The 15,050-nt window shown below is 38.0% G+C and carries 17 protein-coding genes; 14 read left to right on the forward strand and 3 right to left on the reverse strand.

Features of this window, described 5'->3' with window-relative positions; translation table 11 throughout:
- Window positions 1–12 precede the first annotated feature (12 nt).
- Complete coding sequence (locus ABMA76_RS08770) at window positions 13–789, forward strand: hypothetical protein (RefSeq protein WP_393061397.1); 777 nt, start codon at window positions 13–15, stop codon at window positions 787–789.
- On the opposite strand, the gene epmA is transcribed toward ABMA76_RS08770, so the two are convergent.
- The gene (gene epmA, locus ABMA76_RS08775; protein WP_392909741.1) at window positions 790–1,752 is read right to left on the reverse strand and encodes an EF-P lysine aminoacylase EpmA; all 963 of its coding nucleotides are present in this window, start codon (window positions 1,750–1,752) and stop codon (window positions 790–792) included.
- Between the two features lie 82 nt (window positions 1,753–1,834).
- On the opposite strand from epmA, the gene ftsY reads away from it, so the two are divergent.
- From ftsY to ABMA76_RS08800, 5 genes are all read left to right on the forward strand, one after another.
- A complete protein-coding gene (ftsY, locus tag ABMA76_RS08780; protein ID WP_392909743.1) occupies window positions 1,835–3,046 on the forward strand; it encodes a signal recognition particle-docking protein FtsY in 1,212 nt (403 codons plus the stop codon).
- Window positions 3,047–3,088: 42 nt separating this feature from the next.
- Window positions 3,089–3,394, forward strand: a complete 306-nt coding sequence (gene zapA, locus ABMA76_RS08785; RefSeq protein ID WP_393061399.1) for a cell division protein ZapA — start codon at window positions 3,089–3,091, stop codon at window positions 3,392–3,394.
- Window positions 3,366–3,968, forward strand: coding sequence for a 5-formyltetrahydrofolate cyclo-ligase (locus tag ABMA76_RS08790; RefSeq protein WP_392909747.1), 603 nt, complete (start codon window positions 3,366–3,368; stop codon window positions 3,966–3,968). The genes zapA and ABMA76_RS08790 overlap by 29 nt, the downstream gene beginning before the upstream one ends.
- Window positions 3,969–3,986: 18 nt before the next feature.
- A complete protein-coding gene (gene rny, locus ABMA76_RS08795; protein WP_392910189.1) occupies window positions 3,987–5,540 on the forward strand; it encodes a ribonuclease Y in 1,554 nt (517 codons plus the stop codon).
- A 72-nt stretch (window positions 5,541–5,612) separates the two neighbouring features.
- Window positions 5,613–6,077 (forward strand): hypothetical protein, encoded by a 465-nt coding sequence (locus ABMA76_RS08800; protein ID WP_393061401.1) that lies wholly within the window; start codon window positions 5,613–5,615, stop codon window positions 6,075–6,077.
- Here ABMA76_RS08800 and ABMA76_RS08805 read toward each other — a convergent pair.
- A complete protein-coding gene (locus tag ABMA76_RS08805; RefSeq protein WP_392909750.1) occupies window positions 5,995–6,996 on the reverse strand; it encodes a tRNA dihydrouridine synthase in 1,002 nt (333 codons plus the stop codon). The genes ABMA76_RS08800 and ABMA76_RS08805 overlap by 83 nt on opposite strands.
- Before the next feature lie 81 nt (window positions 6,997–7,077).
- On the opposite strand from ABMA76_RS08805, the gene ABMA76_RS08810 reads away from it, so the two are divergent.
- From ABMA76_RS08810 to ABMA76_RS08835, 6 genes are all read left to right on the forward strand, one after another.
- Entirely contained in the window at window positions 7,078–7,491 is a 414-nt protein-coding gene (locus tag ABMA76_RS08810) for an NUDIX domain-containing protein (RefSeq protein WP_392909751.1), read from the forward strand.
- A complete protein-coding gene (locus ABMA76_RS08815; RefSeq protein WP_392909753.1) occupies window positions 7,484–8,260 on the forward strand; it encodes a hypothetical protein in 777 nt (258 codons plus the stop codon). The genes ABMA76_RS08810 and ABMA76_RS08815 overlap by 8 nt, the downstream gene beginning before the upstream one ends.
- Window positions 8,257–8,736 (forward strand): hypothetical protein, encoded by a 480-nt coding sequence (locus ABMA76_RS08820; RefSeq protein ID WP_392909755.1) that lies wholly within the window; start codon window positions 8,257–8,259, stop codon window positions 8,734–8,736. Before ABMA76_RS08815 ends, ABMA76_RS08820 begins: the two co-directional genes overlap by 4 nt.
- 207 nt (window positions 8,737–8,943) lie before the next feature.
- Window positions 8,944–10,290 carry a hemolysin family protein gene (locus tag ABMA76_RS08825; protein ID WP_392909756.1) on the forward strand — a complete coding sequence of 449 codons (1,347 nt, stop codon included), beginning with the start codon at window positions 8,944–8,946 and terminating at the stop codon, window positions 10,288–10,290.
- Between the two features lie 101 nt (window positions 10,291–10,391).
- Window positions 10,392–11,393 carry an NAD(P)/FAD-dependent oxidoreductase gene (locus tag ABMA76_RS08830; RefSeq protein ID WP_392909758.1) on the forward strand — a complete coding sequence of 334 codons (1,002 nt, stop codon included), beginning with the start codon at window positions 10,392–10,394 and terminating at the stop codon, window positions 11,391–11,393.
- A 182-nt stretch (window positions 11,394–11,575) separates the two neighbouring features.
- Window positions 11,576–12,316: a hypothetical protein gene (locus ABMA76_RS08835; RefSeq protein ID WP_392909760.1), complete on the forward strand. Its 741-nt coding sequence runs from the start codon at window positions 11,576–11,578 to the stop codon at window positions 12,314–12,316.
- On the opposite strand, the gene ABMA76_RS08840 is transcribed toward ABMA76_RS08835, so the two are convergent.
- Window positions 12,294–12,602 carry a 2Fe-2S iron-sulfur cluster-binding protein gene (locus tag ABMA76_RS08840; protein ID WP_392909761.1) on the reverse strand — a complete coding sequence of 103 codons (309 nt, stop codon included), beginning with the start codon at window positions 12,600–12,602 and terminating at the stop codon, window positions 12,294–12,296. The genes ABMA76_RS08835 and ABMA76_RS08840 overlap by 23 nt on opposite strands.
- A gap of 117 nt (window positions 12,603–12,719) precedes the next feature.
- Between ABMA76_RS08840 and ABMA76_RS08845 the strand changes: the two genes are divergently transcribed.
- On the forward strand, window positions 12,720–13,826 hold the full coding sequence (locus ABMA76_RS08845; protein WP_021265862.1) for a Glu/Leu/Phe/Val dehydrogenase dimerization domain-containing protein: 1,107 nt from the start codon (window positions 12,720–12,722) through the stop codon (window positions 13,824–13,826).
- Window positions 13,827–13,941: 115 nt separating this feature from the next.
- Window positions 13,942–15,033, forward strand: a complete 1,092-nt coding sequence (locus tag ABMA76_RS08850; RefSeq protein ID WP_392909763.1) for a hypothetical protein — start codon at window positions 13,942–13,944, stop codon at window positions 15,031–15,033.
- Window positions 15,034–15,050: the final 17 nt, after the last annotated feature.

Consider the following 15,050-nt stretch of genomic DNA (forward strand, 5'->3'; position numbering starts at 1 on the left):
CGGGAGAGAGTTGTGAAGAGATTCGTCTTAATTTGTTTGATTTCAACTTCTGCATTTGCACAAATAACATTTCTACAAGAGCTAAGACCTTTTGTGGAAAAAAATATATCGACATCGTTGGCCGATAAGATTTGGGGAGAAAAAGATGAAGTGGAGCTTCCTGAAATTCCTATCGTTAAGAAAGATGCAAAAGACTTAAGTGTTTATTCAAAGAAAGAATATAAGTCACCTTTTACTAAAGAGCAGATGTCTCAGTACAATCTATCATTTATCAATGAGCTAATTAAGGCCACGCGTGAACTAGATGCCAATCGTGATGAGTTATCAAAATGGTATGCAACTCTTGAGCAGGGAGGGACACGTGAAGGTGTTTATCGTTCACTAGTACTTTCTCAATATTACCAGCGCTTAGAAAATTATAATCAACAAACATCAAAAGCTGCTAAAGAAGTTACTGTTACGATTTTTAAAAGGTACCTTAATAAAGATTTGGATATCAAGAAACTTGATGCTTTAAATATCTATTCTGTGAAAAGAATTTTAGTAGAGAACGCAGTCGATGTTCAAGATGCCCTTTTGGCAAAGTCTCAAGATGAGTTTGCTCGTTGGTATGCAGTTTACTCAGCGGAGTTAGCGAATGCATTTCCAATTTGGAATAGCAAACTACGTTCTGCAAAAGAGAGTGGTGTGCACTATCGTTGGGCCATGAAGATGACTCCTGATATTGTAAAATCAGAATTTATCTTGAAGACTCACTTATTATTTAATCGACTTCAAAAGAAACAGTAATTAATCATAGAAGGCGTCTTCTTCCATGCCCGTTAAGGACATAAGAAGGCGCTCGACTCCTAGTGCAATCCCCGCACTCGTCGGTAATCCTTTTTCTAATTGATTTAGAAACCTGTTTGGCCAAGGAAGACTGTATCCGTAAAGCTCATCTTTTAATTCTGCATCCTTCTTAAAACGTAAAACTTGTTCGCTTGAGTCAGTAAGTTCATTGAAGCAATTACAAATTTCAATTCCTCGGCAATAAACCTCAAAGCGCTCACACACCCTAGGGTCTTCTTTCTTAATCGTTGAAAGTGCGCGAAGGGGCGCTGGAAATTCATAGAGAAGAAGAAAAGGGTAATTCTCCATTTCTGGCTCGATATAATTATACATAAGAAGAAAGAAGAGATCGTCCCACGCATAATCATCTTTATTTCCTGAAAGATTAATTCTTAAAAATTTTTGATCAATTAAATCATAGAGCTCGTCGCGATCCATGAGTTTAAGAATATCGATGTTGAGAATTTCTAAAAAAACCTCCTGAACAGTTACTTTCTTTATCTTATCATCAAGGTCACGTACTCTGATTCCTTTTGATTTTAAGTAGGCATGGCAGAATTGATAGAGGTTGATTGTATCGTCCATGATCTTTCTATAATTTTCTTTAGCTCGGTACCATTCAAGCATGATAAATTGCTTTCTATGAGTTGAGCTATTTGGCTCGTCGCGAAAACAATAGCTCATGGTAAATATTTTTTCGAACCCCTCTTGGAGTAACTCCTTCATATGGAATTCAGGTGATGTATGAAGATAAAGGTCATGAGTTTTATTTTGATGCACGGAGTGAATCGCAAAGGGATGAATATGAACTTCCATTCCTGGATTTTCGACAATTGGCGGTGTCAGCACATCCATAAAGCCATCTTTAATGAAAAAGTTTCGAATTGCTTGTTGTAGATGAAATAGTTCGATCTTATTTGTCATTTTCACGCCAATTTTTGCCTTAAATATTGATTTTTATGCCTACATATCATATCTCTTAAACACACAAAATGGAGAATATATTATGTTGCAACTCGTTGCTCTTTTACAGTCTTGGGCAGATCAGGCCCAGCTAAATATGACAATCACTGTCGAAATGGCATATGCATTTATCGCGCTATGCTCAGCACTTGGAATTAGCGGATTTACAGGTGTTTTCTATCTCTTAAAACCTAAGGCCCAACCAAAACTTCCTGAAGTCTCTGAAGCTAAGAAAGAGATTGTTACAGAAGTTGAAGTTAAAGAAGTCGAAGTTGTTCAAGAAGCACCAAAGCCTGAACCTACACCAGCTCCAGCTCCTGAAAAGTCTTGGAAAGAAAGGCTAACTAAAGGGTTAAGTAGCTCACGCAATAGTGTTTGGGGTAGGATTGGGAGCTTATTTGGAAATGGAGGTCTTGATGAAGATGCTCTTGAAGAGGTTGAAGAGTTACTTTACGGTGCAGATCTTGGACCAAAAGCAACAAGTGAACTAATAGAATCTCTCGAAGAAAAAGCAAAGAGTGCAGATTTTAATGAAGCACAATTTAAAATTTACATCAAAGAATTCTTAAAAAATAAAATGGCCGACGTTCAATCAAGAAACGAAGGGGATCTGTTTGAGTTCTCTGGTAACAACACTGGTATGCCAAAGGTTATCATGATTGTGGGTGTTAATGGTGCAGGCAAGACGACAACAATTGGAAAACTAGCAACAAAGCTTACGCAGCAGGGCGCAAAAGTCGTTGTTGGGGCTTGTGATACTTTTAGGGCCGCAGCCGTTGACCAACTTCAAGTTTGGTGTGAGAGAGCAGGCGCAACAATGATCCGCGCAAAAGAAGGGGCCAACCCAAGTGGTGTAGGTTACGACGCTCTGCAAACTGCCATTAATGAGAAGGCCGACTATTGTATTCTTGATACGGCCGGACGCCTGCATACTGCTGGTAACCTGATGGAAGAGCTATCCAAGAGTAAGGCCGTACTAAAGAAGTTGATGGAGGATGCGCCTCATCATACATTATTAGTAATTGATGCTATTACTGGTCAAAATGCAATTCGCCAAGCTGAGGAATTTCATAAGGCCCTAGAACTTACTGGTCTTGTATTTACAAAATGTGATGGTTCATCGAAGGCCGGTAGTGCAATTTCCATAGTTGATAGTCTGCAGATACCAATCACTTATATTGGTGTTGGGGAAAATGTCGAAGACCTGAGTGTGTTTAATTTAGATGAATATCTTGACGCACTGGTAGGTAATTGATTGATTGACTGAAATCCTTTGTGGGACTACAATTAAATAACTATGGATATAAGTACGGAAGTAAAAGAATATCAAATTTTAGGTCATAACTTTAGACTCAAAGAGTCTAATGAAGATGAGGTTGTTTCAGCAACTGAAATTGTTGAGTATGTTGAATTAATCGCAAGTAATATTCGCCAGAAGGCACCTTCAATTTCTGACTCACAGTTAGCGGCTTTAGTTGCTCTTGAGTTAGCAAAAGAAAAGCTATCTTTAGAAAGGGAATACAGAAGTGAGATTAACGAAGTTAAGTCTCTTTCTGATAATGCACTAAAATTGATTGAAGAAGCACTTCCAAAAACTCACTAAGATGAGCCTTGAAAAGAAAGAGCTTCGAAAAAAGATATTAGAAGGATTAGCTAATTTAAGCTTAGATGATCAAAGACAGCTGTCTGAGAAAATCTGTTCAAATATCGATTCTCTTTTAAAGTCCGAAAACTTAAATCCTAAGCACCTAGGGGTTTTCTTTCCAATTCCAGGTGAAGTTAATTGTTTAAATTTGAAGATGAAAACTAATTTTAGTTTTCCTTCGTTTGGCGAAGATTCAATGCAGATGTGCTTTCGAAGTACGCCGATAAATGAACTTGAAAAAGTTCAGGCTTTTGGAAAAGAGTTTAAGGTTCCTAAAATAAGTGACCCAATTATTTTTCCTGAAGTTATTTTAGTGCCAGGGGTTGCCTTTGATAAGAAGGGACATCGCTTGGGAAGAGGTAAAGGTTATTACGATATTTACCTCGATAAATTGATTAATATTGATAAGAAGAAAGTTATAAAAATTGGAATTTGCTTTAATCAACAGTTGGTTAGTGAAGTTGCCTTTGAAGAACATGATCAAGCAATGGATTATATCGTAACTGATAGGGAAGTGATTAAAGTTAATTAATAGGAGAGAGAAATGAGTATGGATTTAATCTTAGCTTCACTTCTTTTCCTTGTTGTTGGACTAGCAGTAGGTTTTGTTATCCGCAATCTTCAAGCAAAGAAAGAAGTGCTTGAAAGAGAAGCTAAGGGTGACGAAATTATTGAAAAGGCCAAAGCACAGGCAAAAGACATTAGCTATAAAGCGAGAAAAGAGGCGAAAGAGGCAGCTCAAGAAGAAAAGAAGGAAGCTGACAAGTATGCCGAACGTGTGAAACGCGAACTAAACGATCAGGAAAAAGATCTTAATAAGAGACAAGCAAAGCTTGAATCGAAAATGGATGAACTTGATGACAAGACTAAGAAAGTCGAAAAACGCGAAGAAGACGTAAAAGAAAAAGAGTTAGATGCTCTTAAAGAAAAAGAAAAATTTGTTGTTCGCCAAGAAGAGTATGCATCGAAGTTATCTGAAGTTGCTGCTATGACAAAGGAACAAGCAAAAGAAGAGCTACTTGATACAATGAAAGAAGAGGCTCAAGTTGATTTTTCTAAGATGATTACTCGTATGGAAGAGGAAGCTAAGGAAGAAGCTGAAAACCGTGCGAAGAGAATTGTTGGAATTGCAATTCAAAGATACGCAGGAGAGCACGTTGGTGAAAAGACGATCTCAACTGTAGATCTTCCATCTGATGATGTTAAAGGTCGTCTTATCGGTCGTGAAGGTCGTAACATTCGTGCTTTCGAACAGATTTGTGGTGTTGATCTAATTATCGATGATACTCCGGAGATTGTTGTTATTTCTTCATTCAACGTTGTAAGACGTGAGATTGCTAAAGATACAATTGAAAAGCTAATTGCTGACGGTCGTATTCACCCAGCGAAAATTGAAGAATTCCACGATAAATCAAAAGCTGAATTTGAGAAGAAGCTTCTGTCTCTAGGTGAAAAAGCGCAAATGGAAATAGGTGTTCACGGTATCCACCCTGAAATCCTAAAGCTAGTTGGTGCTCTAAACTTTAGAACTTCATATACTCAAAACCAATACCAGCACGCAATTGAAGCAGCATTTATTTGTGGTTCGATGGCCGCTGAGATGGGACTGAATATTAAGCAAGCTCGTCGTGCAGGTCTATTACACGATATCGGTAAAGTTCTTGATGCATCTGCTGAAGGTTCTCACGCTGTTATTGGTGCTGACTTTGCTAGAAAGTATGGAGAGTCTGCGGACGTTGTTCACGCAATCCGTGCTCACCACGATGACGAAAAACCAGAGTCAATCCTTGCTCACATTGTTGCTGCAGCGGATGCGATCTCAGGTGCAAGACCAGGTGCTCGTAAGGCACTTACTGAGTCTTATGTTTCTCGTCTTACTGATATTGAAGAAATTGTTAACTCATTCGAAGGTGTTAGCAAATCTTACGCAATCTCAGGTGGACGTGAAGTTCGTGTCTTTGTTGAAAACGACAAGGTTACGGATGAAGAAACTGTTATGCTATCTCGTAATATTGCTAAGCAAATCGAGGAGCAAATGTCTTACCCTGGAACAATTAAAATTACAGTTGTTCGTGAGACAAAAGCAGTTGGAGTTGCTAAGTAAAATAACTTCTATTTATAATATGAGAAAGGCACCTTTTGGGTGCCTTTCTTTTTTGGGCTTTTTGGAGGCAGCATGAAGATTGGAATTCGCTACTATTTATATTTTCTTCCATCGTTAGTGATCCTTTTCATTGCTTCGGCACTTCTTAACTTTTCAACTGAAGAATATATTTGCTTCTTTACGGCAATCTCATTTGCAGGACTCTATTGTCACCCAAATCGTGATGAGTATTTTGAAGGGCGTACAAGCCGATTCAATTTTGCGAATGCAGTTATGAATTTCTATACAATTTTAGAAGATCGTATTCCTGATAATACTTGGGGAAATGTTGTTTTAAGACACCTTCCAGGTTTTCTCTTTTTCTTATTAGTGGGACTTGTTGGGATTTCGACACAAGCGCGTATTGTCTATATTGTTGGAGTTCTTCTTTTTGAAATTACTTTCTATTTCTTTATTAAGAATAACTCGCCACAAATTGATCTAGATGAGCACGAAACTCATGAATGTTCTGGGCACGAAGAAAACGGCCACGAATAACTTCATGGTTTTCATAGTCATCAAATAGATAACGGCAAAATGCTTTAAATCTTTTAAGTATAGTTGAGTCAACAAGGCCATTCTTTCTATACTCTTTATTAAGCTCATAGAAATAGAGATCTAAGTTTTGCGCACGTACTTTCAGAAGAAATTCATCACTGATAAAGTCCAAGTTTCCTTGATACTCTTTATAAATTGAGGCCAGCCATGGGGTTTTGAGGGCACTTCGTCCACACATAACCGCATATGGATTACATCGATCAAAGATTTGATTGATATCTTCAATAGTCCAGATATCTCCGTTTGCAATGATTGGAAGATTTGAAACTTTGACGGCCTTTTCGATGTAGCTCCAATCTGCGACACCTTTGTAGAGTTGGTCACGTGTTCGAGCATGAATTGTAATTCCATCGACACCACAATCTTCAAAGAGCTTTAAGAGATCAAGATAAAGGCTGTCATCGCGATAACCAATTCTAATCTTTACAGTAAAAGTATTTTTAAAACCTTCTCGAATTTGTTTAATAATTTTCTCGAGTGCTTTTAAGTCTGATAAAAGGTAGGCGCCACCTTTATTTGAATTAACCTTCTTTGAAGGACAGCCAAGGTTTAGATCGATATGATGATAATTTATATCACTAATAAGTGAGATGGCCTGTTGAGTTTGAGCAATTTCTGAAGTTAGGAATTGATAGGCAGTCTGTTCTGTATGGGCCTTCTTTTGTAGGTATGTTTCACCAAAGTGTTTGATTAATGTCTTTGCATTTACGTTACCAACGGATGGGATTCGGTAAAAGTCTGTATAGTAATAATCCCAGTCTCCAAAAATTCTTTGAATGACCTCGCGATACGGGCCCTCCGTCACGCCTTCCATCGGTGCAAATATGATTGAATTTTGTTTAAAAGGTAATGTACTCACAATTGGTTTATAAACAATAAAGGCGCAAAAAGCTACGCTGCTTTTTTAACATTTCAAAATTTTTAGGGTAAAAGTTTATTTATGGAAATCGCAATTGTAATCCCGTATTCACTTGAGAGTGATGGACTTGTTCTATGGGGACAAGTGAGAAAGGAAGATGGCCCTCTTGATGGTATGATCGAATTCCCTGGTGGGAAGATTGAATCAGGTGAAGGCGTTGAGCAGGCAGCACGTCGTGAGTTTAAAGAAGAAGTAGGCCATGAATTAAATAAAATTAGTCTCTTTACTCAGCTTAAGCACGACTATTCAGATCGAAGCGTCTTTTTATATGTCTATGTTACTGAATATACAAAAGAAATGAGTCTGATCAGTCAAAAGATACCTTTTGAAAACGCTCAAAATGATGTAGAAAACCTTAATATTCCAGCAGCAAATAAAATCATTATCATGCGCTTAGTTGAGCATTTTTTACGAGAGAGTAATTTGAATGAGTAATACGTTTGAAATGGCAAAGTACTTCTTCCTGGCCCTGGGGTTTGGAGTTTTTACTTTCGCACCAGTGGCAAATTCAAAAATGACAGGAGGAGGTTTTCAAAAGCTTCTATCAACAACTTGTCTTGTGAGTTTATTCATGGCCGCCATCGCTCATATTGTAACTGGAAATAGTGCCACTGACCTTGAAGCGATCCTTCTCTATATCAGTACGATTTGTATTCTTTTCCATCATCAACTTCACAATCACTATGACGAAAAGAATACAGCGCTTTGGATTCTATATGCGATTCCAACCCTTATTGGATTTTATGCGCTTTATCTTTTTCAAGATAAGAACTTAACTAATTACTTATATATTGGTTCATCCGTTTATTACTTAGGTGCAATTACGTATGCAATGATTCTTGGTCACTGGTACTTAGTGACGCCAAAATTATCAGAGGTTCCATTAAAAAAGGCCACTCTTGTTACGTGGGCATTACTTGTCGTTAAGCTTATTTGGTCTAGCTTTGAGCACATGAAGCTTGGGCCGTATCTGGCCGCAGGAACTGAGCTTGGTGGCGGGTACGCTTTTAATTGGTTAATGGTTATTATGCGAGATATTTGGGGATACCTTGTTATTCTTGGAATGAGTATCTTTGGATGGAAGCTTGTTAGTATGAGAAGTATTCAAAGTGCAACTGGGATCTTCTATGCCATGACAATTTTTGTCTTTATTGGTGAAATGATTGCGATTTATTTATTTTATACATATGGGTTACTACTATGATGGAAATTACTTTAACTTGTGAAGAATGTGGTTCAGCTGTTTCTTTTCACCCTAATAAAGAGGTGAGTGAAGTTGAGTGTCAAATTTGTCATACCAAAGCTCCTGTGAAAATGAATGAAGAGCACGAGAAGGGTATCCTTCGCGATTGCCCGTGTTGTGAAAGAAAAGATTTTTACAAACAAAAAGACTTTAACCGAAAGATCGGTGTTATGCTTTTTGTTGTTGCTGCCTTGGCGACTCTTTATATGGCAACAACTCAATATGCTCCTTATTCTGTTGCTCCTTTTATTATTTTGTATGTATTTGATTTTGCGTTATTCAAGAGGCTTCCTCCGGTAGTCATTTGTTATAAGTGTCATACAATCTTTAGAAAGGTTAGTAATATCAATGAGATATATGATTTCAACCATGAAATGAATGATCGTATTGTTTACTCAGATCATGACTTTAAAGGCGAACAACTCGATCATCACTAGGGTTTGTCTTTCAAATCCTTGAAATTTGTTGGTTTATGATGTATTGAATCATATCAGAAATACTGATAAAATATTTATATCAAAACGAAGGGGTAACTCAATAGAGAGTCTTACCCGTAACAAGGAAACTCCTTATAGAACCTCCGCTTTATTGTTGTTACTTCTTTATAAACCTCTCAACAAAATTTAATAAACAAGGACAAGGCAATGACTGATGTAAGCAGCCTTGAGATTGTCCTATTGTTAATTTGCTTTATCGGCTCGGGATTTTTCTCAGGTTCAGAAGCTGTCCTACTTTCGATTCCTCACGATCGTGCTAGCCAACTAATTCAGGAAGGTGGTGCAAAGGGAAGAGCAATTGCTTTTATGATTGATCGCCCAAGTGAGATTTTAACAACTATTCTAGTTGGGAATAACGTCGTCAATATTTTCGCTTCATCTTTAACGACAGTTCTTGCAACACGCTTGTTTGCGGATGATGCAATTGGGATTGCTGTTGGGGCGACAACGTTTGTTATTCTAATCTTTGGTGAGATTATCCCTAAGACATTTGCGCGAACTCATGCAGAAAGCTTATCTCTTTTTGTTATTCGTGTTCTACAAATTTTCTACTATCTTCTTTACCCTGTTATTAAAATTATGGTTTGGCTTATTCACACAGTTCTTGGTGAGAATGCTCAACTGACGGGAAGAATTGTAACGAAGGATGACCTTGAGTTTATGATTCAAAAAGCAGAGAAAGAAAATACAATCGATCACAAACAAATTGATCTCTTTAACTCGATTCTAGAATTTCCTAAGATTAAAGTTAAAGACATTATGATTCCTCGAAAAGAAATTAAAAGTATTCAAGTTGGTAGCACATATAAAGAAGTTATTAGTGAGATTGAAGAATCAATTCACTCTCGTTACCCAGTTGTTGATGGTGAAATTGATAATATCGAGGGCTTTCTTCACGTTAAGGAACTTGCATTCTTAAAGAGGGCCGAACGTGATAACTTCACGATGGTAAATCACTTAAGAGATCCATTCTTTGTTTATGAGCATATGAAGATCCAAGCGGTATTCGATCATATGAATCGTAAGAAAGTTCACATGGCCCTTGTAAAAGATGAGAATGGTTTAATCGTTGGTATTATTACTCTTGAAGATATTATTGAAGAAATTCTTGGTGAGATTCAAGATGAGCACGATGATGATATTGATGAGATCACTAAGGACTATCATGAAAGTGACTTAATTGAAGGTGCGGATATTGATGGTGCGACGAATTTAAGAGACCTTGATCACGATTATGATATTAAGATTCCTCTTAACGATAATTACTCGACTCTCGCAGGTTTCTTACTTGATATGCTTGGAAATAACTTTCCTGAAGCTGGTCAGATCATTATTTGGGAAGGCTATAGCTTTGAGCTTACAGAGGTCTTTGACTACGAAATTAAGCAAGTTAAGATTAAAGATGTTGATGGGGAAAAGCACTTCTTCTCAAAGAAAGAGGCCAAAGAGGCCACTGAAACTTCTGATGATCTGTTAGAAGTTCCTGTTAAATAATCAAATTTAAATAAATTTAGCTAAAGCTCACATAGAGGGAATCTATTAGATTCCCTCTTTCTGATAGACTATACTAAATATGAACTAGTCATGGAGTAGTTATGTCTAATAAATTTCAAATTGCAGTAATTGGTGGTGGCGCGGCCGGTATGATGGCCACACTACGTGGTGTTTTAAATAATGATACAGTTGTTCTTTTTCCTGGTACACCAAGAGACAAGAAGCGCTCTCGTGAGAAGTGGGTTTATAAAGTTGAGAATATGCCTGGGACTCATAAGTACAAGAAAGGAATTGAAGAGCCAAATAAAGAGACTCTTGAGTGGATTCAAGAATCAGAGTTTAAAGATAATCTAACTTTCGTTAAGGGGAAGGGTGTTACCGAAGTCACAAAACAAAGTGATGGAAGTTTTGAATTAATTGATAGTGATGGTGAAAAGTACCAAGCAGAATTCGTTGTTCTCTGTACAGGTATTATGGATGTTCAGCCACACTTTAATGATAGCATTAAACCAATTCTCCCTTTTGCTAACGCTCAAACAGTTGATTACTGTTTAAGATGTGATGGTCACCATGTTTATGACAAGCATACTTCAATTATTGGTCATACTTCAGGTGCCGTTTGGGTTGCTGTAATGCTTAAGGAGCGATACAACACGCCTTCGATGTCAATTCTGACAAATGGTGAAACTCCACAATTTGATGAAGAGACTCAAAAATTAATCAAAGCCTACAAAATAGAAGTGTTTACTGAGGCCATCGTCGATGTTCTTGGAGAGCGTAAGGATGGGATAATCAAGGGTTACAAATTTGCCAGTGGTAGAACGCTAGAATCAGCATTTTCTTTTGTTTCGCTTGGAACTATCGTTTATAATGAACTTGCCAAGGCCATTGGAGCAGAAATTGATGGTAGAGGCTATGTTCTTGCTAATGAAAAGGGTGAAACGAATATTGAAAACTTTTATGTAGCAGGTGACTTAAGGGCCAATAAGAAGAAGCAGATTTATACGGCCTGGGATATGGCAGTTGATTCCCTTGATGATATCAATGCCAAAATTAGAAGAAAGAAAAGGGCGGCATTATTAACTTCACTAGGTTTAGCTTAATATTATTAATTGCCCTGGCTACGAGTGTAGTCTGGGCACAAAATAAGACCACTCAATATCGTAGTCTTTATCAATCTAAGCAGGGCTTAACTCAAACTGAAGTTAAGGACCTTTCGAATTTAACTGTTGTTTTTCTTCCTGGAATTTTATCTCAGTCTGCAATCGAAGGATCTGGTCAGCTTGTGAATCTCTCGTATTTTACTGGGGATTACTTTCGTGACTATATGGAACTTCTCGAAGACCATAATATAAAATTCGAAAGAATTATCGTCGAATCAGAAGATCCTGTTAGTAAGAATTCAAAATATATTAAAAGTGAGCTTGATAAGATCAAGGGGCCGTTATTAATTATTAGTCACTCTAAAGGTGGACTCGAGTTCTTAGATGTACTGATTAATAATCCGCAGGTGTCGAAGAGAGTTGTGGGCTGGGTTTCAATGCAGTCTCCTTATCACGGCTCTGTTTTGGCCGATTACTTTATTCAAGGCTCAATTAAGAAAACTGTCATGGGATGGATCTTTAGCGTACTTGGTGGTGATGTGACAGGTATGGAATCGGTTGGAACTCAAATGCGATCCGACTATATGCAGACAAACGCTACTAAGATTGAAGCGGCACTAGAAAATATTAATCTACTTCAATTTATTACATTCATTAATGAGCAACAGGGCCGAGAAACATCGCTAGAGATTAGCCGAAATTATATTTATAAGAGAGTCGGTAGAAATGATGGGATGGTAGATCTTCAGTCTTCTCTACTAAAACCATATCGTCACGTCGTCATCAACGATGTGGATCACCTAACAACTGTTCTTGATCAGAAGAATATGGATTTTTTAAAAGGTGAAAATGAGTCTTGGAATTTTGATCGCAAGCAACACTTTCGCGCAATTATTCAACTTATTTTAGAATCGAAAATTTAATATCACCTGTGACTTTTGCACGACAGGCCAGACGGATATTTCCTTCTGAGACTTCTTTGTGCTCTGGAGCAATGGCCTCAATGGTATTTTCTTCGATAATTCCTGGCTTTTGTAAGTTTTCGGCGCCTTCAATTATTTGTATACGACATGAGCCACATGACCCACTTAGGCATCCGTGGGGAAGAGTTAGTCCTTGATCTTGGATCGCGTCAAAAATTGTCTGACCTTCTTCTATTGTAAATTCAGTTACTTGCTCATCATTTCCAATTAGTGACACTCTGTGCATACAGTTTTCATCCTTGAAAGTTTATTGTTCTTTTCAGCTCTAATAGCACTATTTTAGCATCATTAATTCCTGCGTAAATTCAGGTAATTATTGCAAACTTTCTAAGGAGAAAAAACAATGCCTAGTTTTGAGAGATTATACAAAGACGGACACGAAGAAGTTATCTTTTTTAGTGATCCAAGTTGTAACCTTAAGGCAATCGTAGCGATTCACAACACAGTACTTGGTCCAGCTTTAGGTGGAACGAGAATGTGGCCATATGAATCAGAAGAAGAAGCACTTAACGATGTACTTAGACTTTCGAGAGGTATGACATATAAGAATGCTGTTGCTGGACTAAACCTTGGTGGTGGTAAAGCTGTTATCATCGGTGATCCAGAAAAAGATAAGTCAGAAGCTCTTTTCCGTTCATATGGACGTTTCATGGAGTCTCTAAATGGTCGCTACATTACTGCAGAAGACGTAAATATTAGTGTTGATGATATTGAGCACGTATTTACTGAAACTAATAACGTAGCAGGTGTTGCTGAGATCCACGGTGGTTCAGGTAACCCATCTCCATGGACAGCACGTGGTGTTTTCAGAGGTATCGAAGCAGCATGTATGAAGGTTTATGGAAACCGTTCACCAAAAGGTAAAGTAGTAGCACTTCAAGGTGCTGGTTCAGTTGGACGCTATCTAGGTGAGTACCTATACAATGAAGGTGCAGAAGTTTACGTATGTGATATCAATGAAAAGAACCTTGAGCTATTCAAGGAAAAAGTACCAAATGCAAAAGTTGTTGGGATTGACGAAATCTACGACGTTAAGATGGACATCTATGCTCCATGTGCACTTGGTGCAACAATCAATGATGACACAATTGATCGTCTACAGTGTAAAATCGTAGCTGGTGCTGCAAATAACCAACTTGCAGAAAACCGTCACGGTAAAATTCTTAAGGAAAGAGGTGTTCTATACGCTCCAGATTACCTAATCAATGCTGGTGGTGTTATGAACGTTTCGATCGAATTCGAAGGTTGGTCAGAAGATAAAGCAATTAGAATGGTTGATTCAATCTATGATACAACTCTAGAAGTTTTCAATATTTCTGAAGAACAAGATATTCCTGTCTACCAAGCAACAGATATCCTTGCTGAATCTAGAATTGAATCAATCAAGAATATCCAAGGGAAATTCCTAGGACATGTTGGTCACCGTTTTCCTGGACGTAAAAAAAGATAGTCTAAAATCAGACATTTTTGATAGATAAGGGCCCGTTATTACGGGCCTTTTTTGTACCTGGAGGCACTTTGTGCCATGAGTTAAATTCAGTAGCTTCTTAAGGTAAAATTAGCTTGTGAAGAAGTTGATTTTATTTTGCCTATTAATTCACTCAAGTATTTTTGCGATACAATTTGAGGATGCAGTTTTTCCAGAACTCATCACGTCTTCACGTGCCTTGGCCATGGGAAATGCCTTTATTGGTAAAGTAGATGATGCTTCGGCGGCATTCTATAATCCGGCCGGACTTGGTACTTATCGTGGTCGCCACTTTCATCTTTCAAATTTTCATTTCGAAACCAATAAGGGGTGGATGGAAACTCTCTTTGGAGGTGATGTCACTGGTAATGCAGGTGACTTATTTGAGGCACTCTCTCTTGAGGGTGCTAGAAAACTACTTGATCAAAATAAGGGAACAGTTGCCCATAGCCGTTTTCAAATGATGCCAAATTTTGCAACGAGATATTTCACAATTGGCTATATGTACTCAGTACAACAAAGAGCTTTCATTGGTGACCAGGTAGGTGATCAATTTGAATACGCTCAAAGAACTGATACTGGCCCATATGCTGCCTTTAATCTTTCTCTCTTTGGAGGAATCTTTAAATTTGGTGTTTCAGCAACATATTTATTTCGTAAGGAAGCGATCGGTGAAGCTGATCCAAGCACGGCCTTAGCACTTGCTGATGAGGATTATAATCGTGGAAGGATGTTATATGTAACTTCTGGAATGAGAATTACACTTCCTTATGCTTTTATTCCAACTCTTGCAATTGTAAGTCATAATTCAACTGGTGGTAGCTTTAAGAAGTTGGCCGGTGCAGGTGCTCCTGAGAAAATTAAGCAAAGCTACGATCTAGGACTCTCAATTACGCCTCAACTTGGTCGAACGGTACGCGTTCACCTGGAATTAGATTACAAAGACTTCTTAAATGCCCATACGGATGTGGACTTCAAACGAAAGCTTGGACTTGGTCTCGAGTTTGATCTACGTCGAATATTCTTCTTTAGGCTGGGCTATGGAGATGGCTTTGGTTCTGGGGGAATTGGGATTCGTACTCGTAAAATGGAATTTGATCTCTCAACTTACGCTGTTGATACAACAGATTCTGACTTTAGAGGTGAAGAAGATCGTCGCTATGTTCTAGGAATTTCCAGTGGCTTCTAGCCAAACCCTTCTAAATA

Origin of the sequence: Halobacteriovorax sp. ZH5_bin.2, assembly GCF_043196375.1 — a bacterium.
Lineage (GTDB): Bacteria > Bdellovibrionota > Bacteriovoracia > Bacteriovoracales > Bacteriovoracaceae > Halobacteriovorax_A.

Excerpts from the sequence above, each read along its gene's own strand:
- epmA (WP_392909741.1), bottom strand. The coding sequence starts at position 1,752 with ATGACAAATAAGATCGAACTATTTCATCTACAACAAGCAATTCGAAAC.
- ftsY (WP_392909743.1), top strand. The coding sequence starts at position 1,835 with ATGTTGCAACTCGTTGCTCTTTTACAGTCTTGGGCAGATCAGGCCCAG.
- zapA (WP_393061399.1), top strand. The coding sequence starts at position 3,089 with ATGGATATAAGTACGGAAGTAAAAGAATATCAAATTTTAGGTCATAAC.
- rny (WP_392910189.1), top strand. The coding sequence starts at position 3,987 with ATGGATTTAATCTTAGCTTCACTTCTTTTCCTTGTTGTTGGACTAGCA.
- ABMA76_RS08800 (WP_393061401.1), top strand. The coding sequence starts at position 5,613 with ATGAAGATTGGAATTCGCTACTATTTATATTTTCTTCCATCGTTAGTG.
- ABMA76_RS08810 (WP_392909751.1), top strand. The coding sequence starts at position 7,078 with ATGGAAATCGCAATTGTAATCCCGTATTCACTTGAGAGTGATGGACTT.
- ABMA76_RS08815 (WP_392909753.1), top strand. The coding sequence starts at position 7,484 with ATGAGTAATACGTTTGAAATGGCAAAGTACTTCTTCCTGGCCCTGGGG.
- ABMA76_RS08820 (WP_392909755.1), top strand. The coding sequence starts at position 8,257 with ATGATGGAAATTACTTTAACTTGTGAAGAATGTGGTTCAGCTGTTTCT.
- ABMA76_RS08825 (WP_392909756.1), top strand. The coding sequence starts at position 8,944 with ATGACTGATGTAAGCAGCCTTGAGATTGTCCTATTGTTAATTTGCTTT.
- ABMA76_RS08830 (WP_392909758.1), top strand. The coding sequence starts at position 10,392 with ATGTCTAATAAATTTCAAATTGCAGTAATTGGTGGTGGCGCGGCCGGT.
- ABMA76_RS08840 (WP_392909761.1), bottom strand. The coding sequence starts at position 12,602 with ATGCACAGAGTGTCACTAATTGGAAATGATGAGCAAGTAACTGAATTT.
- ABMA76_RS08845 (WP_021265862.1), top strand. The coding sequence starts at position 12,720 with ATGCCTAGTTTTGAGAGATTATACAAAGACGGACACGAAGAAGTTATC.